The organism is Azospirillum sp. TSH64, assembly GCF_003116035.1.
Taxonomy (GTDB): domain Bacteria; phylum Pseudomonadota; class Alphaproteobacteria; order Azospirillales; family Azospirillaceae; genus Azospirillum.
Window position 1 is genome coordinate 494,386 of record NZ_LGQW01000015.1, and the last position, 22,760, is coordinate 517,145.

General features: G+C 69.4%; 22 protein-coding genes. 12 read left to right on the forward strand and 10 right to left on the reverse strand.

Going from position 1 to position 22,760, the window contains the following annotated elements; genetic code table 11:
* Positions 1-64 precede the first annotated feature (64 nt).
* Genes TSH64_RS03720 through TSH64_RS03730 form a run of 3 tightly spaced genes read left to right on the forward strand, consistent with a single transcriptional unit; the run spans position 65 to position 4,159 of the window.
* Positions 65-1,693 carry an ABC transporter substrate-binding protein gene (locus TSH64_RS03720; protein ID WP_109095610.1) on the forward strand — a complete coding sequence of 543 codons (1,629 nt, stop codon included), beginning with the start codon at positions 65-67 and terminating at the stop codon, positions 1,691-1,693.
* Positions 1,690-2,886 carry an acyl-CoA dehydrogenase family protein gene (locus TSH64_RS03725; RefSeq protein WP_109095611.1) on the forward strand — a complete coding sequence of 399 codons (1,197 nt, stop codon included), beginning with the start codon at positions 1,690-1,692 and terminating at the stop codon, positions 2,884-2,886. The genes TSH64_RS03720 and TSH64_RS03725 overlap by 4 nt, the downstream gene beginning before the upstream one ends.
* 31 nt (positions 2,887-2,917) lie before the next feature.
* Positions 2,918-4,159 (forward strand): acyl-CoA dehydrogenase family protein, encoded by a 1,242-nt coding sequence (locus TSH64_RS03730; protein WP_109095612.1) that lies wholly within the window; start codon positions 2,918-2,920, stop codon positions 4,157-4,159.
* 61 nt (positions 4,160-4,220) lie between these two features.
* Here the strand turns inward: TSH64_RS03730 and TSH64_RS03735 are convergent, their stop codons facing one another.
* Positions 4,221-4,496: a hypothetical protein gene (locus tag TSH64_RS03735; RefSeq protein WP_199237439.1), complete on the reverse strand. Its 276-nt coding sequence runs from the start codon at positions 4,494-4,496 to the stop codon at positions 4,221-4,223.
* Here TSH64_RS03735 and TSH64_RS03740 point away from each other — a divergent pair.
* The gene (locus TSH64_RS03740) at positions 4,489-5,199 is read left to right on the forward strand and encodes an IS6 family transposase (protein ID WP_109095614.1); all 711 of its coding nucleotides are present in this window, start codon (positions 4,489-4,491) and stop codon (positions 5,197-5,199) included. The genes TSH64_RS03735 and TSH64_RS03740 overlap by 8 nt on opposite strands.
* Before the next feature lie 118 nt (positions 5,200-5,317).
* Here TSH64_RS03740 and TSH64_RS03745 read toward each other — a convergent pair whose 3' ends face one another.
* The 6 genes from TSH64_RS03745 to TSH64_RS03770 are packed head-to-tail and all read right to left on the reverse strand — an operon-like array spanning position 5,318 to position 12,197.
* A complete protein-coding gene (locus TSH64_RS03745) occupies positions 5,318-6,292 on the reverse strand; it encodes a PQQ-dependent catabolism-associated beta-propeller protein (protein ID WP_109095615.1) in 975 nt (324 codons plus the stop codon).
* 27 nt (positions 6,293-6,319) lie between these two features.
* On the reverse strand, positions 6,320-7,585 hold the full coding sequence (locus tag TSH64_RS03750; protein WP_247872734.1) for an ABC transporter substrate-binding protein: 1,266 nt from the start codon (positions 7,583-7,585) through the stop codon (positions 6,320-6,322).
* A complete protein-coding gene (locus tag TSH64_RS03755) occupies positions 7,560-8,315 on the reverse strand; it encodes a formylmethanofuran dehydrogenase subunit C (protein WP_109095617.1) in 756 nt (251 codons plus the stop codon). Before TSH64_RS03755 ends, TSH64_RS03750 begins: the two co-directional genes overlap by 26 nt.
* Entirely contained in the window at positions 8,312-9,235 is a 924-nt protein-coding gene (gene fhcD / locus TSH64_RS03760; protein ID WP_199237445.1) for a formylmethanofuran--tetrahydromethanopterin N-formyltransferase, read from the reverse strand. Before fhcD ends, TSH64_RS03755 begins: the two co-directional genes overlap by 4 nt.
* Positions 9,235-10,926 carry a formylmethanofuran dehydrogenase subunit A gene (locus tag TSH64_RS03765; RefSeq protein ID WP_109095618.1) on the reverse strand — a complete coding sequence of 564 codons (1,692 nt, stop codon included), beginning with the start codon at positions 10,924-10,926 and terminating at the stop codon, positions 9,235-9,237. The genes fhcD and TSH64_RS03765 overlap by 1 nt, the downstream gene beginning before the upstream one ends.
* Positions 10,920-12,197, reverse strand: coding sequence for a formylmethanofuran dehydrogenase (locus tag TSH64_RS03770; RefSeq protein ID WP_109095619.1), 1,278 nt, complete (start codon positions 12,195-12,197; stop codon positions 10,920-10,922). Before TSH64_RS03770 ends, TSH64_RS03765 begins: the two co-directional genes overlap by 7 nt.
* Before the next feature lie 282 nt (positions 12,198-12,479).
* Between TSH64_RS03770 and TSH64_RS03775 the strand changes: the two genes are divergently transcribed.
* The 6 genes from TSH64_RS03775 to TSH64_RS03800 are packed head-to-tail and all read left to right on the forward strand — an operon-like array spanning position 12,480 to position 18,053.
* A complete protein-coding gene (locus TSH64_RS03775) occupies positions 12,480-13,496 on the forward strand; it encodes a beta-ribofuranosylaminobenzene 5'-phosphate synthase family protein (protein WP_109452240.1) in 1,017 nt (338 codons plus the stop codon).
* 16 nt (positions 13,497-13,512) lie between these two features.
* Positions 13,513-14,418: an NAD(P)-dependent methylenetetrahydromethanopterin dehydrogenase gene (locus TSH64_RS03780; protein WP_109095620.1), complete on the forward strand. Its 906-nt coding sequence runs from the start codon at positions 13,513-13,515 to the stop codon at positions 14,416-14,418.
* Entirely contained in the window at positions 14,415-15,422 is a 1,008-nt protein-coding gene (gene mch / locus TSH64_RS03785) for a methenyltetrahydromethanopterin cyclohydrolase (protein WP_247872735.1), read from the forward strand. Before TSH64_RS03780 ends, mch begins: the two co-directional genes overlap by 4 nt.
* A complete protein-coding gene (locus TSH64_RS03790) occupies positions 15,419-16,273 on the forward strand; it encodes a triphosphoribosyl-dephospho-CoA synthase (RefSeq protein WP_109095621.1) in 855 nt (284 codons plus the stop codon). Before mch ends, TSH64_RS03790 begins: the two co-directional genes overlap by 4 nt.
* Complete coding sequence (locus TSH64_RS03795) at positions 16,270-17,217, forward strand: quinoprotein relay system zinc metallohydrolase 2 (protein ID WP_109095622.1); 948 nt, start codon at positions 16,270-16,272, stop codon at positions 17,215-17,217. The genes TSH64_RS03790 and TSH64_RS03795 overlap by 4 nt, the downstream gene beginning before the upstream one ends.
* An 11-nt stretch (positions 17,218-17,228) precedes the next feature.
* Positions 17,229-18,053 carry a quinoprotein dehydrogenase-associated SoxYZ-like carrier gene (locus TSH64_RS03800; RefSeq protein ID WP_109095623.1) on the forward strand — a complete coding sequence of 275 codons (825 nt, stop codon included), beginning with the start codon at positions 17,229-17,231 and terminating at the stop codon, positions 18,051-18,053.
* Positions 18,054-18,060: 7 nt separating this feature from the next.
* Here TSH64_RS03800 and TSH64_RS03805 read toward each other — a convergent pair whose 3' ends face one another.
* Both TSH64_RS03805 and TSH64_RS03810 read right to left on the reverse strand, forming a co-directional pair.
* Complete coding sequence (locus tag TSH64_RS03805; RefSeq protein WP_109095624.1) at positions 18,061-18,405, reverse strand: hypothetical protein; 345 nt, start codon at positions 18,403-18,405, stop codon at positions 18,061-18,063.
* 154 nt (positions 18,406-18,559) lie between these two features.
* Positions 18,560-18,754, reverse strand: coding sequence for a hypothetical protein (locus TSH64_RS03810; RefSeq protein ID WP_049976161.1), 195 nt, complete (start codon positions 18,752-18,754; stop codon positions 18,560-18,562).
* 320 nt (positions 18,755-19,074) lie between these two features.
* Here TSH64_RS03810 and tcuA point away from each other — a divergent pair, with 320 nt between their 5' ends.
* Positions 19,075-20,445, forward strand: coding sequence for an FAD-dependent tricarballylate dehydrogenase TcuA (gene tcuA, locus TSH64_RS03815; protein WP_109095625.1), 1,371 nt, complete (start codon positions 19,075-19,077; stop codon positions 20,443-20,445).
* The gene (gene tcuB, locus TSH64_RS03820; protein ID WP_109095626.1) at positions 20,432-21,562 is read left to right on the forward strand and encodes a tricarballylate utilization 4Fe-4S protein TcuB; all 1,131 of its coding nucleotides are present in this window, start codon (positions 20,432-20,434) and stop codon (positions 21,560-21,562) included. The genes tcuA and tcuB overlap by 14 nt, the downstream gene beginning before the upstream one ends.
* Positions 21,563-21,592: 30 nt before the next feature.
* On the opposite strand, the gene TSH64_RS03825 is transcribed toward tcuB, so the two are convergent.
* On the reverse strand, positions 21,593-22,760 hold a 1,168-nt coding region (locus tag TSH64_RS03825), incomplete at its 5' end, for an aldehyde dehydrogenase (NADP(+)) (protein ID WP_109452244.1).

The window sequence follows — 22,760 nt, forward strand, 5'->3', positions numbered from 1 at the left end:
GGTCCCGCAACGCCGGACTTTCACACCCAGACTTTTACACCGCACGATCCAGAAGGAATCGACCATGGTCCTCGTCCGTGGGCGCCCCGCCGCGCGCCCATTCGTCCGTCCGCTCGCCCTTGCCGCCCTGGCCTTCGGACTGGCGGCGCTCCCGCTCCAGGCCGGGGCACAGCAGAGCGCGGCGCCGGTGCGCGGCGGTACGCTGATCGCCACCATCGAACCCCAGCCGTCCGTCCTCACCACCGCCTTCAACAACCAGTATGCCAACGCTGCCCTGTCGACGAACGTGTATGACGGGCTGTTGAGCTATGCCGAGGATCTCTCGGTCCGGCCGAGCCTCGCCGAAAGCTGGGAGGTCGCGCCCGACGGGCTGTCGATCACCTTCAAACTGCGTCACGGCGTCAAATGGCATGACGGCGTCGAGTTCACGTCGGATGACGTGAAGTTCAGTGCGCTGGAGGTGTGGAAGAAGACGCACCCACGCGGGCGGCTGACCTTCGCCTCGCTGCAGGATGTCGAGACGCCGGACAGATACACCGCCGTCTTCCGCCTCTCCGCGCCGTCGCTGGTGATCCTGAGTGCCTTGAACGCGGCGGAATCCCAAATCCTGCCGAAGCATGTCTTCGAGGGCGCGCCGATCCAGACCAACCCGGCCACCACCCGGCCGGTCGGCACCGGCCCCTTCCGCTTCAAGGACTGGAAGAAGGGCCAGTATGTCGAGCTGGAGCGCAATCCGGACTATTGGGACGAGGGCAAACCTTATCTCGACCGGGTCATCTTTAAGGCCATCCCCGACACCGCGAGCCGCGCCGCGGCGCTGGAAACCGGGGAGGTGCAGTACGCACCCTACGACGCGGTGCCGTTCGGCGACGTCGCCAGGCTGCGCAAGGATCCGAACCTGCGGTTCGAGACGCGCGGCTACGATTACCATTCCCAGTTCTACATCCTGGAATTCAACCTGCGGAACCCGATCCTGGCGAACGACAAGGTCCGCAAGGCGGTCGCCCATGCGGTCGACAAGGCGAAGCTGGTGGAAACCGTGTGGTACGGGCTGGGTAAGCCGTCGACCGGGCCGATTCCGGCCAGCGTCAAGACATTCTACACGCCCGACGTCCAGCGCTATGACTTCGACGTCGCGGCGGCGAACCGTCTGCTCGACGAGGGCGGCTATCCGCGCAAGGCCGACGGCATCCGCTTCGCGCTCAACCTCGACTTCACCGCGGTCGGCGACGTGACCTCCCATTCGGCCGAGTTCATCCGGCAGAACCTGAAGGCCGTCGGCATCGACGCGAAGCTGAACAGCACGGACGATCCGACCTATCTGCGCAAGGTCTACAAGGACTACAGCTTCGATTTGAACCTGTTGCAGATTTCGCCGCTGATCGATCCGCAGATGGGGCTGTTCCGGCTTTACTGGACCAAGGCCCAGGCACCGGGCGTCCCTTACGTCAACGCGTCCAGCTATTCCAGCCCGGCGATGGACGGCATCATCGAGGCGATCCGCGTCGAGAGCGATGCGGACAAGCGGAAGCTCCTGTTCCATGACCTCCAGCGTCAGGCGATGACCGACCTGCCGCTGGTGCCGCTGTTCGACATGCAGCACTTCACCTTCTACAACCGCAAGGTCCACGGCATCAACACGACCCCGGACGGCGCGATCTCGTCGCTCAAGAATGTGTGGATCGAGCGATGAGCGGCCCTCCCGTGCGTGACCGCGCCGCGCTCGTCGAACTGTCCGCCGAATTCGGCCGGCGCTTCGCCACAGGCGCCGCTGCCCGCGACCTCGAACGCCGGATGCCGTTCGAGGAAATCTCCGAGCTTGCCCGCAGCGGCCTGCTGGCGGCCCGCGTGCCGGCCGCCTATGGCGGGCCGGAAGTGAGCATGGGCGAGTTCGCCCGGATCGTCCTCAACCTGTCGAAGGGCGATCCGAACATCGCGCAGTCCGCCGCCGCGACCTTTCCCAACGTCGAGAAGATCCGCATCTACGGCAGCGAAGCGCAGAAGCGGCGCTATTTCGGCCTGCTGCTGGACGGCCGCCGGCTCAACGGCAACGCGGCGGCGGAGCGTGGCGGCACCCGCATCGGCGACATGGCGACGCGGATTGTCTCCGACGGCGGCGGCTACCGGCTCGACGGGCGCAAATACTACACGACCGGCAGCCTGTTCGCCGAATTCACCCTGGTCACGGCTCTGCTGGAGGGCGGCCGGGCCGCGGCGGTGGTTCCGGTCGACCGCGCGGGCGTCACCGTCATCGACGATTGGGACGGGATGGGGCAGCGCACGACGGCGAGCGGCACCATGATCTTCGAGAATGTCCGGCTCGATGAGGGCGAGGTCATGCCCATTCCCGATTACGGCCGCCGCCGGACCTACGAAGGCGCCTTCGCCCAGCTTCTTCATTCGGCACTCGACACCGGGATTGCGCTGGCGGCGCTGGAGGACGCCGTCGCCTACGGGCGGACCCATGCCCGTCCGCTGCCCGAGGCCGGGGTCGGGCACGCGGTCGAGGACCCTTACGTCCAGTACACTGTCGGCGAGATGGCGGTCCTGGCCCATGGCGCCGAGGCGCTGGTCGGGCGCGCCGCGGCGGTTCTGGACGAGGCGGTCCGCCTGTTCCACCGCGACGGCGCCGCCGACCGGCCGCTCGGCGAGGCTTCGGTCGCCGTCGCCGAGGCGAAGTTCGCCGCCAGCGAGGCGTCGGTGAGGGTGAGCGAGATGCTCTATCGGATCGGCGGGGCATCCGCCACCTCGCGGGCGCTCAACCTCGACCGCCACTGGCGCAATGCGCGCACCCATACCACCCACGATCCGGTGGCCTACAAGGCCAAGGCAATCGGCAACTTCTACCTCACCGGCGCGCTGCCTCCGATCAACACCAAGATCTGACCCGCACCGGGTCGACATAGTGGAGACGACAATGACCGTTATCGACAGGACCGGCCCACGCCATGGCGAACCCGGGATCGGCAAGGCCGAGGTCCCCGGATCCGGCTCGCCCGCGCTGCGCCGACTGGTCGAGGCCATCGCTGCGGGGGCCGAGGCCCGCGACCGCGGCGAGGCGAGGGCCGGCGAGGCGATCGATCTGCTGCGGGCGGCCCGTCTCGGCGCCTTCCGGCTGCCGCGGCAGGACGGCGGTGGCGGGGCGTCGCTGACCGACCTGTTCGAGCTGGTGCTCGATCTTGCCGAGGCCGATTCCAACATCCCCCACATCCTGCGCAACCATTTCGCCTTCGTGGAGAAGGCGCTGCGCACCGCGGACAATCCGAAATACGCGCGCTGGCTCGGCCATGTGCGCGAAGGCCGCATCATCGGCCTCGGCGTCAGCGAACTCGGCATCCAGAACATCGGGCTGAACGACGGCGACACCCGCCTCGAGCCGTCCGGGACCGGTTACGTGCTGGACGGACGGAAATACTACAGCACCGGCAACTTCTATTCCGACTTCATCCTGGTGAATGCGCGGACGCCGGACGGCAGGACGGCGTCGGCCTTCGTGCCGACCAGCAGTGAAGGGGTGACCGTCGACGACGACTGGGACGGCATCGGCCAGCGGCTGACCGCCAGCGGCACGACGGTCCTGTCACGGGTGCCGGTGTCGCGGGACGACGTGCTGTTCGGCGCCGACGAGGATGTGCGGCTGCCTTTCCGGGCAACCTTTGCGCAGCTCTACCTGACCGCCATCGTCGCCGGCATCCTGCGTGCCGTGGTGGCGGATGCCGCGGCACTGGTGGCGGGGCGCGAGCGCAACTACTACCACGCCGTCGCCGCCCGTCCGGCCGACGACCCGCTGCTGCAGCAGGTCGTCGGCCGGCTGTCGAGTGCTGCCTATGTCGCCGAGGCCGCGGTGCTCAGGGCGGTCGACGCGCTGGATGCCGCCTTCCGCTCCGCTGTCGCCGGGTCTCCCGATCAGGCGCTTTTCGTCGAGGCGGCACTGCGCACCGCGAAGTCGAAGGTGATGGTGGACGAACTGGCTCTCGATGCGGCGACCCGCCTGTTCGAGGTCGGCGGCGCCTCCGCCATCCGGGCCGGCAACCGTCTGGACCGCCACTGGCGGAACATCCGCACCCTCTCGTCACACAATCCGAATGCCTACAAGGCGCGGGCAATCGGCGATCATGCGGTCAACGGGACCCCGCTGCCGACCGCGGCCTTCTTCTGAATGGACCTCTGTCGGAACCAGCCTGCCTGACCGACGCCGCCGATCAACCGCACCCTGGGGACTATCGTGCCGTCACGTCCTGCCGGGCGACGACGAAGGGTGACAGCATGTCGGCGTTCAGCTCGATGCCGAAGCCCGGACCGTCCGGCACCGTGACGGTCCCGTCGCCGTTGACGGCGGGACGGCCGCAGAGATCCAGCAGCGGGTTGGGGCCGGCATCGAATTCGAGGAACGGATAGCCTCCGGCCGCGCTGCCGCTGCGCAGCGCGGGCAGGGTCGCGGCGTTGTCAGGTTGGCGTTGGCCGCTCTGGCATGGCAGGCTGGCAAGCATGAGCACGACGTCCAATCCCTATCGCGGTTTCCGCTTTCCGGCCGAGATCATCAGCGAAGCGGTGTGGCTGTACCACTGCTTCAGCCTGAGCCTGCGCGAGATCGAGTTGATGCTGGCGGCGCGCGGCATTGAGGTCAGTTACGAGACCATCCGAGAATGGGGCCTCCGTTTCGGGCGCGACTTCGCCAACACCCTCAAGCGGCGCCGGCCCAAGCCGGGCGACAAGTGGTTCCTGGACGAGGTCTTCATCCGCATCTGTGGCAAGCAGCATTACCTGTGGCGCGCCGTCGATCAGAATGGGGTGGTGCTGGACATCCTGGTGCAGAGCCGGCGCAACACCAAGGCGGCCAAGCGCTTCTTTCGCAAGCTACTGAAAGGACTGCGCTATGCGCCGCGGGTCGTGGTCACGGATAAGCTGAAATCTTACGCCGCAGCGAAGAGGGAGATGAAGCTCGGCAGCGAGCATCGGCAAAGCCGATACCTAAATAATCGCTGCGAAGTCTCACACCAGCCGACCCGATGGCACGAGCGGCACATGAAGCGGTTCAAATCAGTCCGACACGCCCAGCGGTTTCTCTCCATCCACAGCCGGATCCACACTCACTTCCAACTGCGCCGCCACCTGATCTCCGCCTCCGAGTACCGCGTCGCCCGTGCTCGCGCCTTCACCGCTTGGCGCGAGGTGACCGGGCTTGCTCAGGCCAGCTGACCAACGACCCTGCAGCGGGGCGGCTCAGCCTCACTGCGTCCTTGGCTGGTCAAGTTGACAACACCCCGTCCCCTCATGCTCGGTCCGGAAGAGGCCGCGGCGCTGGGGTTCCGTCCGCTCACGGCTTGACGACGATTCCCCAGGGCGCGCCGCCGACCGGAATGCTCTTGATCACCTTGTTGCGCTCCAGGTCGATCACCGACAGATCGTTGCTGATGCCGTTGGTGGTGTAGAGCCGCTTCTCGTCGGGGGAGAAGGCGAGGTTCCACACGCGCTGCCCGACCAGGAAATAGCGCTTCACCTCAAGGCTGGCGGTGTCGATCTCGGCGATGCGGTTTGCCGGACCCAGCGCCACGAAGGCGCGCTTGCCGTCCTTCGTCATCTGGATGCCCACGGCCTGGATGGCCTCGCGCCGGACGCCGGTGACCTCGAACCGGATCTTCCTGATCACTTTGTGGGCCGCCGCATCGATCACGCTGACCGTGCCGCCGATCTCGCTCGACACCCAGACCTGCTTCCCGTCGTCGGTGAAGCGGGCGACGCGCGGCCGGCTGTCCACCAGCACATTGCCGACGACGGCATGCTTCTCCGTGTCGATGAAGTGCGCCATGTTGGTGGTTTCGGAGGTGTTGACCAGAATCCTGCCGTCGGGGCTGATCCCCATCCCCTCCGGCTCGACGCCGACCTGGATGTTGCCGATGGCCTTGCGTTCGGCGACGTCGATCACCGTCACCATGTTGTCGTTCTCGTTGGCGACGTAGAGTTTTGTCCCGTCCGGCGACAGCACGAACAGTTCCGGATCGGGGCCGGAGGGCAATGTGTGGACGATCTTGCCGCTGGCGATGTCCACCACGTCGATGCGGTTGTCGTCGCCGACGCAGACATAAAGCTGCGTCCCGTCGGCGCTCAGCGTGATGCCGCGCGGACGCCGGCCGACCTTGATCTTGGTCTTGATCTGAAGGCTGTCGCCGTCGACCACGGCGATCTGGTTGTCCTTCTCGTTGGACACGAAAATCGTTTCGGCGAGCAGCGGCTCGGCAACCAGGACCGGGCCGGCGAGAAGCAGAAGGGTGCAGGACAGCAGGTGTCGCATGGTGTGGTCCGCCTTGTTGGGTCCGCCCTATCGGTTGAGACGGCATTTGCTTTCCGGCGCATCGTCGCCGAGCGTGTCGAGAGGTGTGACCGGGTGCAGGAACCCCTCCTGCGGCGACACCGAGACCAGCATCCGCGGCCCGGCGATCAGGATGGGTTGGCGCATCTGGCCGTCCCAGGCGCGGAAGGACAGCGCCTCGCCCTTGAAGCCGGCCAGCTCGAAATCGGGGCTGTGCAGATAGCCGGCCAAGCCGTCGAAGCCGGTGGCGCCGGTGCGGGCCGCCGCCTCCCCGACGCTGCGCACCGCCAGCCACGCGGCATAGTCGCGAGGGGTCATCCAGCGTCCGGCCAGCTTTTCGAACCGGCTTTGCAACTGGGTGCCGCCCCACTGTTCGTTCACCCGGGACCAGGCCGTTGCGGTCAGCCCCTGGGTGCCGGCAACCGGGCGCGGATACCAGGTGCGTCCGTCGAGATAGTCGCCGAAATCGCCCGCTTCGTCGGCGACGACCAGCACGTCGTAATCCGGCCCCTGGGTGGCGAGCGGGATGTCGGACTGGATGGTGGTGACGCCGGTGTCGGTGCGCCGGTTGCCGGTGTCGAAGGTCCAGGATTTCTCATCGACGATCCGGCCGCCGAAGCGCTTGGCCGCGCGGCGGACGGCCTCGGCATAGAGTGCATCGCCCGGGTCGCGGCCGGCCAACAGGCTCCAGCGCGGCCATTTCTTCCAGGCGAGATACTGCGCCAGCGCATCGGCCAGCATGCGCCGGCTGGGGGCGGTGTGCAGGATGTTGACGCGGCATTGCTCGTTGCGCAGCGCATCGTCGGTGGCGCGCGCGTTGAAGAGCACCATGGACTTGGCTTCAGGCCGGTCGGCGGCGGCGAGCAGCGCATCGGCCGGCAGATCGGCGACGACGAAGCGCACCCCCTCGTCGGCCAGCGCCTTCACCCCGGCGGCGATGTCGCCGTCCTGCGGCAGGACCTGCTCCACCAGCCGGTAGCTCTGCTTCAGGAAGACGCCGGTCGTGTTGTTGTCGGCGAGCGCCAGCCGGGCCCCCTGAAGCCCTTCGTCGGTCGCGACCGGCTCCAGGAAGCTGAGCGGGGTGCGCGGATCCTCCTGGCGTGCCAGATAGCCGATCAGGACCGCCGTGGCACCGGGGACCTGCGAACCGCTCCCCTGGGCGGCTGCCGGTGGCGCAAGGGCCAGCAGGCCCAAAAGCGGCAGGATGACGGCAACCGGCCGCCGCGGCTTCGATAAGCGGGATCGTCGTTCAGGCCACTGCCAGAATCTCACCATGCCCTCCCTCCGCAAGGTCGCCGATGAACCGATGGGCGCGGGTGGTGCCCATGCGCTCGAACCAGCTTCCGCTTCCCTCCAGGGCGCGCCGCAGCAGGTGCAGGAACAGCCAGTCGCGCGTGCCGCCGTCGGCAAAGCCTTCGGGCGCTTCGTCCTGTGCCCTGCCCAGCAGGAGCGTGCCGCGCCGCATGCCGAATCCCGGATGCGGACCGCAGCCGTCACCGGCAGCCAGCGTCCCAGCGACCATGAAGCCGGCGGCATAGGCGCCGACCGGCCCGTCGACGACGACGATGCCGCGGCGCATCCGTTCGGCCGCCCGGTCACCGGCGCTGCCGCCGACGCCGATCAGCCCGCCGCGCATCCCCAGCGGCAAGCCGGGCAGGGCGCCACCCAGCGCATCCCCGGCGTTGCCGGCGATGCGCAGCAGTCCGCCGCTCATCCCGGCACCGGCATGGTTGCCGGCATCGCCCTCCACCAGGATGCGCCCGGACGCCATCCCGGCGCCAACCCGATGCAGGACGGCCTGTCCGGGCCGGATCAGCAACCCCTCGGCCGCATCGCCCGCCGACACCTCGAACATCCCGCCGACGGTCGCCACCCCGCCGCCACAGGGCAGCGGCAGTCCGGCGACCTCGCCGGCGGTCAGGCCGGCCAGCCGTTCGGGCAGCAGGGCGGACATGTCCACCGCCATTCCGGCATCGCCGCGGAAGGTCAGGGTCATGCCGCTCATTTCATCGCCTCGCCCATCACCTCATGAAGGTGGAAATGGTGCGGCCCCAGCTTGCCGCCGTAATTCCCGGCGGTGATCGCCAGCACGCCGGCTGCCGTCCCACCGGCCGCCGCAGCGGTGATGCCGGCCCGCATCCCGGTGCGGATCGCCGTCTCGTCGATGCCGTCCAGCACCAGTTCCAGCACCGCTTCGACGTTCGGGGCCAGCAGCGTTTCCGGTTCGACCGCCCGCAAGGTCGGGCAGAACCGCGTGTTGGTGGAGGCGATCAGCGCCTTGTATTTCGAGCCGACCTTGGACCCCGACCGCACCACCCCGCCGGGGAAGGGCAGGATGACTCCGGGCAGGGGCCGGATCGCCGCGACCGCCGCCTCCGCCGCGGCGAGGCACTGGCGGTGGCTGGCGGCCAGGATCAGGAAATTGCCACCGCCGATGCCCTTGGCCACGGCGACGCTGTCCTCGCAGACAAACTCGCCGTCCATCACCGGCAGGCGCCAGAAGCGGCGGTCGCCGAATTTCTTGGAAATCTGGTGCCCGTCGCCGAAATAGCGCAAGCCCCCGCCGAGCGGAATGCGCTTGGTTCCCTGCAGGAGTCCGGCATAGCAGGCCGACCCCGGCGAGGTCATGATGCACTGCCCGACCCGGTTGACCACCAGCTTGGCGAGGTCGCCGGTGGACATGCCGAAGATCATCACCGCGGCACCCGGCCGGCTGTCCGGCGTCTCCTCCGGCGTCAGCAGCCGTTCCACCGCCGCCTCGCAGCCGCAGCCGATGACCGAGGTGGCGAAGCCGGTCAGGCTGGATGTAGCCGCCTCCACCCAGGCGGGCGTGTCGGCGGTGATGACCAGCCGCGTGTAGGTCATCGGAAACGCCTCGGCGAACGTGTCCTCGATGCGCACGCCATTGATCTGCATCTCCGCCATCACGGCACCTCCCGCCGTTGGCAGGGATGGAGCTGCGGGCCGGCGCCATGGCGGATCTCCGCGTCCTGGATGCGGAAATGCTTGATCGGCAGGCCGAGCCGCTCGTCGAAATGGCGGGCGATGCGGCGCTCGATCAGATCGTCGTAGCCGGGGCGCACGACATGGGTGCAGCCCTGCGCCATCGCCACCAGCACGCCGTCGCGCACCACCAGCCGGCCGCCCTTGAAGACCAGATCGGGCCGCTCGAACATCGCGCGGCGGTCCGGCACATCGCTGTAGACGGTGACGTCGGCCGAAGCGCCCGGCGCCAGATGGCCGCGGTCGGCAAGCCCCAGGATGCGGGCCGGCGCCGCGCGGGTCATGATAGCGATCTCGGCCAGCGTGTATTCGCGGGCGATGGAGCCCAGCGTGGTGTGGGCCGGCGCGTCGGGATGGAGTTCGGCCAGCTTCGCCAGCCGGTAATCGCGGTCCATCAGCAGCCGGATCAGCTCCGGATAGAAGGTGAAGGGCGCGCCGTTGGGATGGTCGGTGGTCAGGAACACCCGCCAGGGATCGTCGAGCAGCAGGAAAAGCTCCAGCCCGATCGCCCATTGCAGCGCGTTGACATAGGACGTGTCGCGGTAGCGGAAGGGGACCACGCCGCAGCCGGCATCGCATTCGATGTCCATCGCTAGCCATTTGCGGGGGTGGGCAAGCGGTGCGGTGTGACGCTGCGCCATGGTGTCGGCCGATGCCGTCACCGTCTGCCCAAACATCACCTGCCCGATGTCCACCGACAGCGTCGGTGTCCGGTTCACCGCCTCCGCCAGCGCCGCGGCACCGGAGGAGAATTTGCGGTCTCCCGCCGTGTCGTAGCTGTGGAACTGGATGTGCGTCATGTGCATCGGCAGCCCCGATGCCGCCTGGATGGTGTCGAGCGTCGTCGCGACGTTGCCGGGAACCCCCAGATTGCAGCCATGGACATGCAGCGGGTGCGGCAGCCCCAACTCGTAGACCGCACGGGCCAGTGTGGTCAGGACGCTGCGCGGCGTGACGCCGTAATGCGGCCCGGCCTCGTCCAGGTCGAGCGAGCGGGCGTTGAACTTGAAGGCGTTGATGCCGCCGGGATTGACCACCTTGACGGCAAGGCTCTGGGTCGCCGTCAGCATCCAGGCGACATAATCGTTGACCGCCGCCTGCCCGGCATTGGTGGCGATCAGGTCCAGCAGGAAATCGTCGTTTCCCAGCACCAGATAGCCGCCGGTGTCGATATAGGGGATGTCGCTCATCTCCAGATGCGCATGCCGGGCGTTGGAGCCCAGCATCGCCGGCTCGAAGGCGGCGGTGAATCCCATCTCGATATAGCGGGCGCCGGTGGTGTGGGTGGAGGGCGTGGCGATGCCGCTGCCGCCCCCGATCCTGTCCCCCCCGATCCCATCGTGGCCGCAGGCATGGCCGGCAAAGCGGTGCCGGTCATGCTCCTCCCCCATCAGCAGGCGGGCGAGGTTCACCTTGCCGCCGGCGATGTGGCTGTGGATGTCGATGGCACCGGCCATCACCACCTTGCCGGTCACGTCATGCACCGCGTCCGGGGTGGCGCCCGGCCCCGGATCGGCGGCGATGCGGTCGTCGCGCAGCCAGAGGTCGGCGACCTCGCCGTGCCGCCCGTTGGCAGGGTCGAACAGCCGCCCGCCGGCAAGCTTCGTCAGCATCCGGCGACCTCCCTGGTTCTGGCGGTCCGGCCGAGTGCCGCCAGCATCCGGCCGATGACCTCGGCGACGCTCGGCAGGCCTCTGTCGATCAGGGCGCCGGCATGGAGAGCGACGACGCTGTCGGCACGGAACACGTCGCCGGGATGGTCGATGCCCGGGGTCCCGACCGGAATGAACAGCGCCGGCTCCCGCGCGACGGTGGTCTCCGGCGGCGCCAGCATGATGATGCTGCCGCCGGTGGCGAGGGGCGGTGTCTCCGGGCGGAAAGCGGAAATCCACAGCGTCACGTCGGCATCGCGCAGGCGCCTGCGCCAGTCGAAGCGGTCCGGATCGTGCAGCGGACCGCCGCCATCGAAACCGGTGCGCAAGGGAAAGCCGGTGCGCCAGCCGCAGGCCTGATTGGCGCCGATCAGGTTGTCGGCCCCGGACAAGGGAAGGCCGGCGCAGCGGGTGGTGCCGTCCACCGTACGGATCAGGCGCACCAGCCCTTCGACGATCAGGTCCGGCTGCGGCCCCTCGAACAGCCCCGCCGCCCACACCACCACCGCATAGCGGGCGGAGCGCAACCGGGCCGCCAACGCCGCCATAGATGCCGCCATCGGATCCCCGTCCCTCGACCGTCCGGCCAATGCTGTCCTCAGCCGGCCGACCAGCGTCGCCAGATCGGTCTCAGCGCCGGTGTCCATCCCGTTTGTTTCGGTCCTGCCGCCAAGGCACCGCACGGTTTCCGGCAGCGGGTCCCCACCCAGGAAGACGACGCTCCGGCCTTTGCCGGCAACGAAGGCCGGTTCCGGGACCACCCAGCGCTCCCACAGGCGCGGAAAGGCCGCGGCCGGGTCCGGCCCGACGACCAGGACAAGGTCGCAGCGGTTGCGCAGTTCCGCCAGCGTGGTCACCGACCAGCCGAAGCGGCGCAGGACCGACAGATTGCGGAACAGGGCGTCCGAGCGCTCATGGTCTACGGTCGCGCCGACGCGTTCGGCGAGGCTGAGCGCTGCGAGCACGCCGTCCACATCGGCCGCCAGTCCGGCGATCAGCGGTGCGCAGCTGGCCTCCAGCAACCGGACCGCCTCGGCGATGGCATCGTCCATGGAAATGGCGGCTCCACCCAGACGGGCATCCGTCGGCACCGCCAGGGAGCGCCGGAACAGCCGGTCGGCCTGCGGGCAGCCGCTCGGCCGCGGGGCGATGCCGGACGGATCCCGGTCGATCCCGATGTCGCCGCAGCCGAGCCCGCAAAACGGGCAGAGAATGTCGGGGTGGAAGCTCATGGCCCCCCAATCGTCTGAGCGGGATGAGTGAAGTCAGACCGAAGAATTCATCGACCTTTGCGATCTTCGCCACGATCCGCCCAAGCATCGGTTCCGAAATTGAAAATCCGAGTCTTGGGCATGGTCGGTCCCCGACAGGCAAAGCATCCGCTTCATGCCCGGTTTCCTCCCTGGATATGTCTTGCCCCGTTCGGGCTACCGCACGCGGATACTCGTTCGCGCTACGGACAATTTTGTTCGTAACGCTAACATTGTGCGGTGACCCGCGCAAAGGGAATGCAGATGAGCCACCAGCGCAATCGGATAGGGGAGGTGTGGGTCCGTGCGCCTGCGCGCCTGCATGCCGGCTTCGTCGATCTGAACGGTGGGCTGGGGCGCCGTTTCGGCAGTCTCGGCATTGCCATCGACCGCCCGGCCATCGCCCTGCGTGCCCGGCCCGCCGACCGGCTGACCGTCAGCGGTCCATCGGCGGAGCGGGTCCGCCGCGGCATCGAACGGCTTGGGCGCGAAGCCGGGCTGCCCGACGCCGTGGCGGTCACCGTGGAGGAGGCGATCCCGCCCCATGTCGGGCTGGGCTCCGGCACCCAGACGGACCTTGCCGTCGCCGCGGCACTGGTTTGCCTGGAAGGGCGCGGCACGGCGGCCCGCGATCTGGCCCGCGCGCTGGAGCGGGGGGCCCGGTCCGGCATCGGGCTGGCGGCGTTCGAGCAGGGCGGGGTGCTGCTCGACGGCGGCCGGGGCGGGCTCGACGCCGCGCCGCCGGTGATCGCGCGGGCGCCGTTTCCGGGGGAGTGGCGCATCCTGCTCCTGCTCCATCGCGGCGGCCATGGCCTGCACGGCGCGCCGGAGGCCGAGGCATTCCGCCGGTTGCCGCCCTTTCCGCCCGACGCCGCGGCGCATCTGTGCCGGCTGATGCTGATGGTCGCCCTGCCGGCGCTGGCCGAGGGCGACGCCGACCGGTTCGGACAGGCCATCGGCGAGCTTCAGCGCACGGTCGGCGACCATTTCGCGCCCGCCCAGGGCGGCCGCTTCACCAGCCCCGTGGTGGCGGACGCGCTGGCCTGGTTGGAGGCGCAGGGGATCGCCGGGGTCGGCCAGAGCAGTTGGGGACCGACCGGCTTCGCCATCGTCGGCGATGCCCGGCAGGCGGAACGGCTGGCCGGCGAGATGCGCACGCGCTGGACCGGGTCGCCGCTGGAGGTGATGGTCTGCCGCGGGCGGAATGCCGGTGCGACGGTGCGGAACCTGTCCGCCGAGGCGGACTTCACGCCCGCGATGCGGCGGGCGGCGGGGGAATGACCGGAGGGAGACAGGCATGGGCGCCCCTTATGTGCTGCACATGATCACGCCGCTGGCGAATGTCAGCCCGTTCGACGTCAACATGGCCGTGGATGCCGGCATCGATACGGTGGTGCCCTACACCGGCATCGAGACCGCGCAGGTCGAGGCGCTGACGCAGGATGCCATGTTCTCCCGCGATCCGAAGAACGCGGTGCGCACCGGCCTGTTCATCGGCGGGCGCGATGCGGCGATGGCGCTGGACATGCTGGAGGTGGCGCGCAAGGCGATGTTCCCGCCCTTCCGGATCTCGGTCTTCGCCGACCCGTCCGGCGCCTTCACCACCGCCGCCGCCATGGTCGCCGTGGTCGAGCGTGCGCTGCGGCGGCTGGGGGTGGAGGGCCTGACCGGCCTGGATGTCCAGGTCTATGGCGCCACCGGCGTCGTCGGGGGCATCGCCGGACTGATCGCTGCCCAGGCCGGCGGCAGCGTCACCCTGGTCAGCCATCGCGGCGTGTCGGCCGTGCAGGGCAAGGCGGAGGAGTTCGGCCAGCGTTACGGCGTCACGCTGTCCTGCGCCGACACATCGACCGGCGGCAAGGCGGCGCTGATGGAGCGGGCGGAGGTCGTGCTGGCCTGCGGCAAGGCGGGGGTGACGGTGCTGACCGCCGACGATCTGCGCGCGGCCAAGCGTCTGCGCGTCGCCGCCGACATCAACGCCGTGCCGCCGGCCGGGGTGGACGGGGTCGGCGTGCAGGACGACGGCATTTCCCTGCCTGCCCAACCGAACGCCGTCGGCATCGGCGCACTCGCCATCGGCAACGTCAAGTTCAAGGTCCAGCACCATCTGCTGGAGCGGATGCAGACCGGTGGCACCGCCGTCGCCTTCGATTTCCAGGATGCGATGGACGCGGCGCGCACCATCGCCGGAAAGGGCAAATGATGACTCGACCTGCGATGACCGGGCGCCCCAGCCTGTCGGTCCTGTCCGCTCCCCTCGCCGCCGCCCTGGTCGCCGATGCGGTGCGGTTACGGCTCGGCATCGACCGCGTGGCCGGCGCCACCGTCGTCGATGGCGGGATCGCCCATCCCGGCGGGCTGGAGGCCGGACGCCGCATCGCCGAGCTGTGCATGGGCGGTCTCGGCCGGGTGACGCTCCAGGCCGACACCCGGTCGGACCGCTGGCCGTTCCAGGTCGCGGTGCACAGCACCGACCCGGTGCTGGCCTGCCTCGGCAGCCAATATGCCGGCTGGAGCCTGTCGCACAAGGACGAGGGCGGCTCCTTCTTCGCGCTCGGCTCCGGTCCCGGTCGCGCACTCGCCCGCAAGGAGCCGCTGTTCGACGAGCTGGGCTATGCCGACAGCGGCGACCATGCCGTGCTGGTGCTGGAAAGCGGCACCGTGCCGCCGGCGCCGCTGGTCGAACGGATCGCAACCGGGTGCGGGGTGGCGGCGGAGCGGCTGACGCTGGTGCTGACGCCGACGGCCAGCCTCGCCGGCACGGTGCAGATCGTCGCCCGCGTGCTGGAGGTCGCCATGCACAAGGTGCACGCACTGGGCTTCCCGCTGGACCATGTCGCCGACGGCATCGGCGTCGCCCCGTTGCCGCCACCCGGCAAGGGCTTTGTCGAGGCGATGGGGCGGACCAACGACGCCATCCTGTTCGGCGGCACCGTCCAGCTCTTCGTCACCGGACCCGACGATGCTGCCGCCGATCTGGCCAAACGCCTGCCCAGCACGGAGTCCCGCGATTACGGCCGCCCTTTCGCCGAGGTGTTCGCGGCGGTGAACAAGGACTTCTACGCCATCGACCCGCTGCTGTTCGCCCCGGCGCGCGTGGTGGTCACCGCGCTCGACAGCGGCCGCAGCTTTCACGGCGGGCATCTTGCCTCGGAGATGCTCGACCGGTCCTTCGGCGGGGCGGAGGGTGCGGGAACGGAGCGATGAGCGCTGTGGCCGCGGAACTGTTCATGGCCGTTTGCCGGGCGGAGGTGGTGGCGCTGAAGCCCGGCAACGTCCATGTGCATGCCGCCGGCCATGGCATGACGGTGGAGGACTTCCTGTTGTCGGCGGAAGCCGCGGCGCCCGAGATCGCCCGCTCCGGTGCCCCGGTCGGGGACCGCATCCTGCGGGCGGTGCAGGCAACCCGCTCGGTGGTTGGGTGCAACACCAACCTGGGTATCCTGCTGCTCTGCGCCCCGCTGGCCCGCGCCGCCGAGAGTCCAAAAACGCACTCACTGCGCGACAGGCTGTCCAGCGTGCTGGCGGCGCTGACGGTCGAGGATGCCGAGGCGGCCTTCGAGGCGATCCGCCTCGCATCGCCCGGCGGGCTCGGTCGTGCCGCGGAGCATGACGTCGCCGGGCCGGCGACGGTGGATCTGCGCACAGCCATGGCGGCGGCCCGGTCGCGCGACCGCATCGCCGCCCAATATGCCGACGGCTTCCGGGATGTCTTCGACATCGGCGTCGCCCGCGCCCGGTCGATGCCGGACAGCGACGCCGTCACGGTCGCAGAAGCCGTTTATCTGGAGTTCCTGACCGCCTTTCCCGACAGCCATATCCTGCGCAAGCAGGGAGAGGATCGCGCCACGGCCGTGCTGTCCGAAGCCCGCGAGGTGCGCCGGCAGGTCGCCGCGGCATCCTCGGCGGCCATCCGGCGGGAGCATCTGTTCGTCTTCGATGCGCACCTGAAATGGCGGGGCATCAACCCCGGCACCTCCGCCGACCTGACTGTCGCCAGCCTCTTCGCCCATCGTCTGGAGCATGCGCAGGCCGGCTACGAGGGAGCGCAGTCATGACGACCGCGCTCGATGTCTGCGGCGCGGCTGGACGGGCTGGGCCTGTCGCCGTGGGGGTATTCCTCGTCACGGTGGCTCTGGCAGCATCGGCGGAACCGCTGGCCATGACGGAGGTCGCGCCCGGGGTCTTTGTCCACCAGGGGGCCATCGCCGAGCCGGCGCCGGACAACGCTGGCGACACGGCCAACATGGGCTTCATCGTCGGCGACAGCTTCGTCGCGGTCATCGACACCGGCGGCACGCCGGAGCTGGGGGTGCGTCTCAGCGAGGCCATTGCGGCGCGGACCGGCAGGAAACCGGTCATCGTCATCAACACCCACATGCACCCCGACCATGTCTTCGGCAACGCCGCCTTCGCCGGCGTGCCCATCGCCGGCCATGCCAACCTGCGCGACGCGCTGGCCGCCCGCCAGGAAGTCTACCGTCAACGGCTGACCGAGGAGCTGGGGGCCGGGGCGGCGGCCGGGATCGCCCCGGTCCGGGTCGACCGGCCGGTGGCCGAAGAGGTGCGGGTCGACCTGGGCAACCGCATCCTCGTGCTGACCGCCTATCCGACCGCGCACACAAACAACGACTTGACCGTCTTCGACCGTAAGACGGGGACGCTGTTCACGGGCGACCTGCTGTTCGTCGACCATGTCCCGGCGGTCGACGGCAATGCCATGGGCTGGCTTCGGGTGATCGACCGGCTGGAGCGGGTGCCGGCGGTGCGTGCCGTCCCCGGCCATGGACCGGCCCGCGTGGCTTGGCCGGGAGCGCTGGATGCCCAGCGGCGCTACCTGACGGTGCTGGTGGAGGGGGTGCGCCGGGTGTTGAAGGCGGGCGGCGGCATCCAGGACGCCGTCGCCCATGTGGCGGAGGAGGAGCGGGAGCGCTGGCTGTTGTTCGATGCCTACAACCCGCGCAACGTCACGGCGACCTTCGCCGAACTGGAATGGGAATAGGAGCGGGAACGATGATGCGATATCCGCCGATGGGGCTGCTGGCCGGCCTCCTGATCGTCCTGTCCATGCCGGGTCATGCCGCCACCGATGCGGCGGAGGATGCCGCGCGCTGGGACATGCTGCACGACATGTATTTCAAGGACCGCCCGGTCGAGGAGGCCGGCGCCCTCATCCGCATAGAGGCGCCGGCCCGTGCCCATGACGCCGCCCTGGTCCCGGTGCGGATCGAGGTGGAGCCGTCGCTTCGCCTGAAGTCGCTGTCTCTGCTGGTCGACAAGAACCCGGTGCCGCTGGCCGCCACCTTCCGCTTCGGACCGGCCAGCGCCGGCAGCGGCATCGAGACCCGCGTGCGCGTCAACGAATACACCAACATCCATGCTGTGGGCGAGACGGAGGACGGCCGCTTGCTGATGACGGCGGTCTACGTCAAGGCTGCCGGCGGCTGCTCCGCTCCCGCCGTCAAGGACCCGCAGGAGGCGATGGCGCGTCTCGGCCGCATCAAGGTGAAGCTTCCGGAGACGCTGTCCACCGGCAGCTCCGCCACCGCCCAGGTGATGGTCAGCCACCCCAACAGCAGCGGGCTCCAGTTCGATCAGGTCAGCCGCACCTACATCCCCGCCCACTATATCCAGTCGATCGTCATCCGCGCCGGCGGCCGGACGGTGCTGGAGGCGGACACCGACATCTCCATCAGCGAGGATCCGAACCTGCGCTTCAGTTTCCTGCCCAGCGCGGGCGGCAGCCTGGATGTGGTCGCGCAGGACACCAAGGGCGCCACCTTCACCCACAGCGTTTCATTGAGCGCCGGTAACGCCAAGGACGGTCCGGCGTTGTAGCCTTCCCTCAGAAGCACTGGCGGTCGGCAGCGATCTGGGCCTGGCGGAAGCGGTCCATCAAATCCTTGGCCCATCCGGAGCTGCGGAAGATCCCGGCCCGTTCGCCCGGCTGGTCGGCCATCACCTTCACCGTCTCGATGGCGGTGTAGTCGTCATAGGTGATGCGGTCGGCGATGGCGTCGATGCTGCACGCGCATTTCTCCATGACGATGTGCGACTGCCCGTTCGACGCCATGCAGGCGATCACATAATCGGCCCGCGCCGCCGTGGGATAGTCGTTGGCCGGGCCGGCGGCTGCCGGGGCAGCCGACAGCAAGGCCGCGGCGAGGATGAACGCGATGCGAACAGGCATGCCCAAACCCCTTCCATCCCGGTCCATCGGGCTTGCGCCCTTGGGCCCTCGATGATTGCCGTATAAACAATCATGGATACGGATGGAATTGGCAGGCTCAAAAGAGGTGGGCCTCTTTCGGGGAGATGCGATGGTATCGCCGGATCCTGTGAGGTCAGATCTGGCGCGGTTCGCACTTCCAGCGGCGCACGGTGTATTTCGGGTGCTGCTCCGCCCATTCGGCGGCGCGGAACAGGCCGGTGCGCGAACAGGCCATCACATTGACGAACGGCTCCTGGAACTGCGGGCGTTCGACGGTGCAGCGGTCCGGACTGGAAACAAGGCAAACCACGAAGATCAACTCGATCATGACAACTCCAGCCGTCATGGAGTGGGGGAGCGACCTCGGTTGGGCGCCTCGATCCGGCGGGCGGCCGTCCAGGTTCATGAGCGGGGTTATGTTGCACTGCACACAAAATCTGTGCAGGAGTCAAGCATGGCTTATGGAAAACCAATTTTGCCTTAACAAGGCGGGGAGGCCATCGTCCCGGTGCGGCACCTTGCCAATGGCCGCTGCGCTGTGTCGCAGGTGCCGCCTCTTCCCCTGCCATGCCGTCCGGGGCTAAAGCCATGCTTTCCAGGCTTCGTCCGGCAGACCGGGGGCGGACCGCCTTCTGCTGCGACGGATCGATGACCCGCGTTTCGTGCGACTGCGATGTTCTGGTGGTGGGCGGCGGCAACGCGGCGCTCTGCGCCGCAATCGCCGCCCGCCGGGCCGGGGCTGCGGTCCTGCTGCTGGAGGCTGCACCCAAGTCGCTGCGTGGAGGAAACGCCCGCCACTCCCGCAACATGCGGGTCATGCACGACGCACCGACACCGTGGGTGCGGGGGTGCTATCCGGCCGACGATTACCGGGCCGACCTGCAACGGGTGGCCGGGGCTGCCGCAACGTCCGCCGATGGCGGGCTGGCGCGCCGGTTCATCGACGCCAGTGCCGACATTCTCGATTGGCTGGCCGGCAACGGCGTGCGGTTTCACCGCGGCACCGACGACGTCCTGCCCTACAGCCGCAAGACCGCCTTCTTCCTGGGCGGGGGGAAAGCTCTGGTCAACGCGCTCTACGCCACGGCGGAAGCGCTGGGCGTCGTCGTCCGCTACGACAGCGCCGTGCGCGCCCTGCATCTGCGGGACGGGCCGCCGGCCGTCACCGTCGGCGATGCAGGCATCGCCATCCGGGCAGGAGCGCTCGTTGTCGCCTCCGGCGGGTTCCAGGCCGATCCCGGCTGGCTTCGGCGGCAGTGGGGCGGGGCTGCCGGCGCAGTCACGGTCCGCGGCACCCCGCATGCGACGGGCGTCCCGCTGAAGGCACTGCTGGAGGAGGGGGCGGACCCGGTTGGGGCGGCCGACCGCTGCCATGTGGTGGCCGTGGATGGCCGCGCTCCGCCGTTCGACGGCGGCATCGTCACGCGGCTGGATGGCCTTCCCCATGGCATCGTCGTGGACCGGGACGGCCGGCGTTTCGCCGACGAAGGGGCGGTCGTCGGGCCGTCGCGCTACACGGCCTGGGGCGAGCTGGTGGCCCACTGCCCCGGCGCCGTCGCCTTTTCGGTCTTCGATTCCGCCATTGCCGGGCGGTTCCGGCCCTCCATCTTCCCGGCGATCCAGGCGGACAGCGTCGGCGGGCTGGCCTCGGCTCTGGGCATCGGTCCGCCGGCGCTGGAGTCCACGGTGGCGGCCTTCAACGCCGCGGTCGCCGGCGGCGGTGCGACGGCGGGCATCCATCCGCCGAAGACCCGGCTGGCCGCGCCGGTCACGGTCCCGCCCTTCGGCGCCTACCCGGTGCGGGCCGGCGTCACCTCCACCTGCCTGGGGGTGCGGGTCGATGGGCTGGCACGCGTGCTGCGGCCGGACGGGACGGCCATCGACGGAGTCCATGCCGCCGGAATCATCATGGCGCCCAACATCCTGGGAACGGGCTATCTGGCGGGGAGCGCCATGACCATCGGCGCCGTGTTCGGCCGCATCGCCGGTCGGGAGGCGGCGGCTCATGCCCTGCGCTGACGATGCGCAGCGGATCGCGGCGGAGGCCCGCCGGGCGCTGGACATCTGCAACGCCTGCCGGTTCTGCGACGGCTACTGCGCCGTCTTCCCTGCGCTGAAATCGCGGCGGTCGATGTCGGTGGAGGATCTGACCTTCCTGTCCAACCTCTGCCACAACTGCCGGTCCTGCTATCATGCCTGCCAATACGCGCCGCCCCACGCTTTCGACCTCAACCTGCCGAAAAGCCTGAGTCTGGTCCGGCAGCAGTCCTATCGCGACCATGTCTGGCCGCCGCTGCTCAGGGGACGAGTGCCCCATGCGGGATGGTCCGCGGTTGCCGCCATGGCTGCCGTCGTCCTGTCGGCGGTCGCCCTCGTGGTCGTTCCGGCCCTGCTGTGGGTCCCGCCGGAGACGCTGTTCGCGCGACAATCGGGGCCGGGCGCCTTCTACCGGCTGGTGCCGTGGAAAATTATCGCCGGTGTCGCCGGGGGGGCGATGCTGTGGTCGCTGATCGCCATCGGCTTCAGTGTCGCATCCTTCTGGCGCGGCATGGGACCGGCGCCGGCCGGCGTGCCGCTGTTGCCGGCGCTGCGCGATGCCCTGTCCGACGCCGCCACCTTGCGCAATCTCGGCGGCGGCGGGGCCGGCTGCAACGACCGGGATGACGGCTTTTCCCAGGCGCGTCGCCGCTTCCACCACGCGCTGTTCTACGGGGTGGCGCTGTGCTTCGCCTCGACCGGCGTGGCAACCGTGTACGATCATCTGCTGGGGTGGCCGGCACCGTATCCGCCGGCGAGCCTGCCGGTCCTGTTCGGCAGTCTTGGCGGGGTCGGCATGGTGATCGGCACGGCTGGGCTGGCCTTGCTGAAGCTGCGCGCCGATCCCGCGCCTGTGGCGGCGAGCCTTACCGGTGCGGACTGTGCCTTGCTGGCGCTGCTGTTCCTGGTGGCGGCCAGCGGCCTGGGGCTGATGGCTCTGCGCGAGACGGCGGCGATGGGACCGCTGCTGCTGGTCCATCTCGGCCTCGTCCTCGGCTGGTTCGCGACGCTGCCCTACAGCAAGTCCCTGCACGCCCCCTTCCGCTTCGCCGCCCTGTTGCGGGCAGCGATGGAGCGGCGGGGCAGGGGCAGGGGCTGACTTGCCGCTGCCCCACGTCCCGACAGACGGTCAGTCGTGCCCCAATTCCCCATCGACCCGGCGCCAGATCCCTTGCGGGTTGCCGTCGCGCAGGGCCTCCGGCAGCAGCTCTGCCGGGATGTCCTGGTAGCAGACCGGGCGCAGGAAGCGGCGGATCGCCAGCGTGCCGACCGAGGTGCTGCGTGGGTCGGACGTCGCCGGGAACGGGCCGCCATGCACCATCGCGTGGCAGACCTCCACCCCGGTCGGCCAGCCGTTCGCCAGGATGCGCCCGGCCTTGCGCTCCAGCGTCGGAATCAGCCCGGCCACCGCGGCCTTGTCTTCCCCGTCCATCTGCAAGGTCGCCGTCAACTGGCCTTCCAGCCTTTCCGCCACCGCCGTCATCGCCGCCACGTCCGCGCAGCGGATCAGCAGCGAGGCGGCGCCGAACACCTCCTCCTGCAACTCCGTGTCGGCCAGGAAGGCCTCCGCCGTGGTGGTGAAGAAGGCCGCCTGCGCCTGGTTCGGCCCGCTGCAGGCCAGGCCGCGCGCCAGCGTCGTCACGGCACCGCTGCCGGCCAGCTTGGTGACACCGCTGTCGAAGGCGGCATGGATGCCCGGGGTCAGCATGGTCGAGGCGGCACTGCCGCCGATGGCCTCCACCGCAGCATCGACGAAGCGGTCGAGGTCCGGCCCGTCCACCGCCAGCAGGATGCCGGGGTTGGTGCAGAACTGCCCGGCCCCCATGGTCAGCGAGGCGACGAACGCCTTGCCCAGCGCCTCGGCGCGCGAGGCCAGCGCCGCCGGCATCAGGAAGACCGGGTTGATGCTGCTCATCTCGGCATAGACCGGGATCGGTTCCGGCCGCTTGGCCGCCACCCCCATCAGCGCCAGCCCGCCGCCGCGCGAGCCGGTGAAGCCGACTGCCTTGATCCGCGGATCGGCGACCAGCGCCGTGCCGATCTCGTTGCCGGTGCCGAACAGCAGGGAGAAGACGCCTTCGGGCAGGCCGCAGGAGGCAACCGCCGCCTGGACGGCGCGGCCGACGAGTTCCGAGGTGCCGGGATGGGCGCCGTGGCCCTTGACCACCACCGGGCAGCCGGCGGCAAAGGCGGACGCGGTGTCGCCGCCGGCCACCGAAAAGGCGAGCGGGAAGTTCGACGCACCGAACACGGCGACCGGCCCGAGCGCGATGTGGCGCTGGCGGATGTCGGCGCGC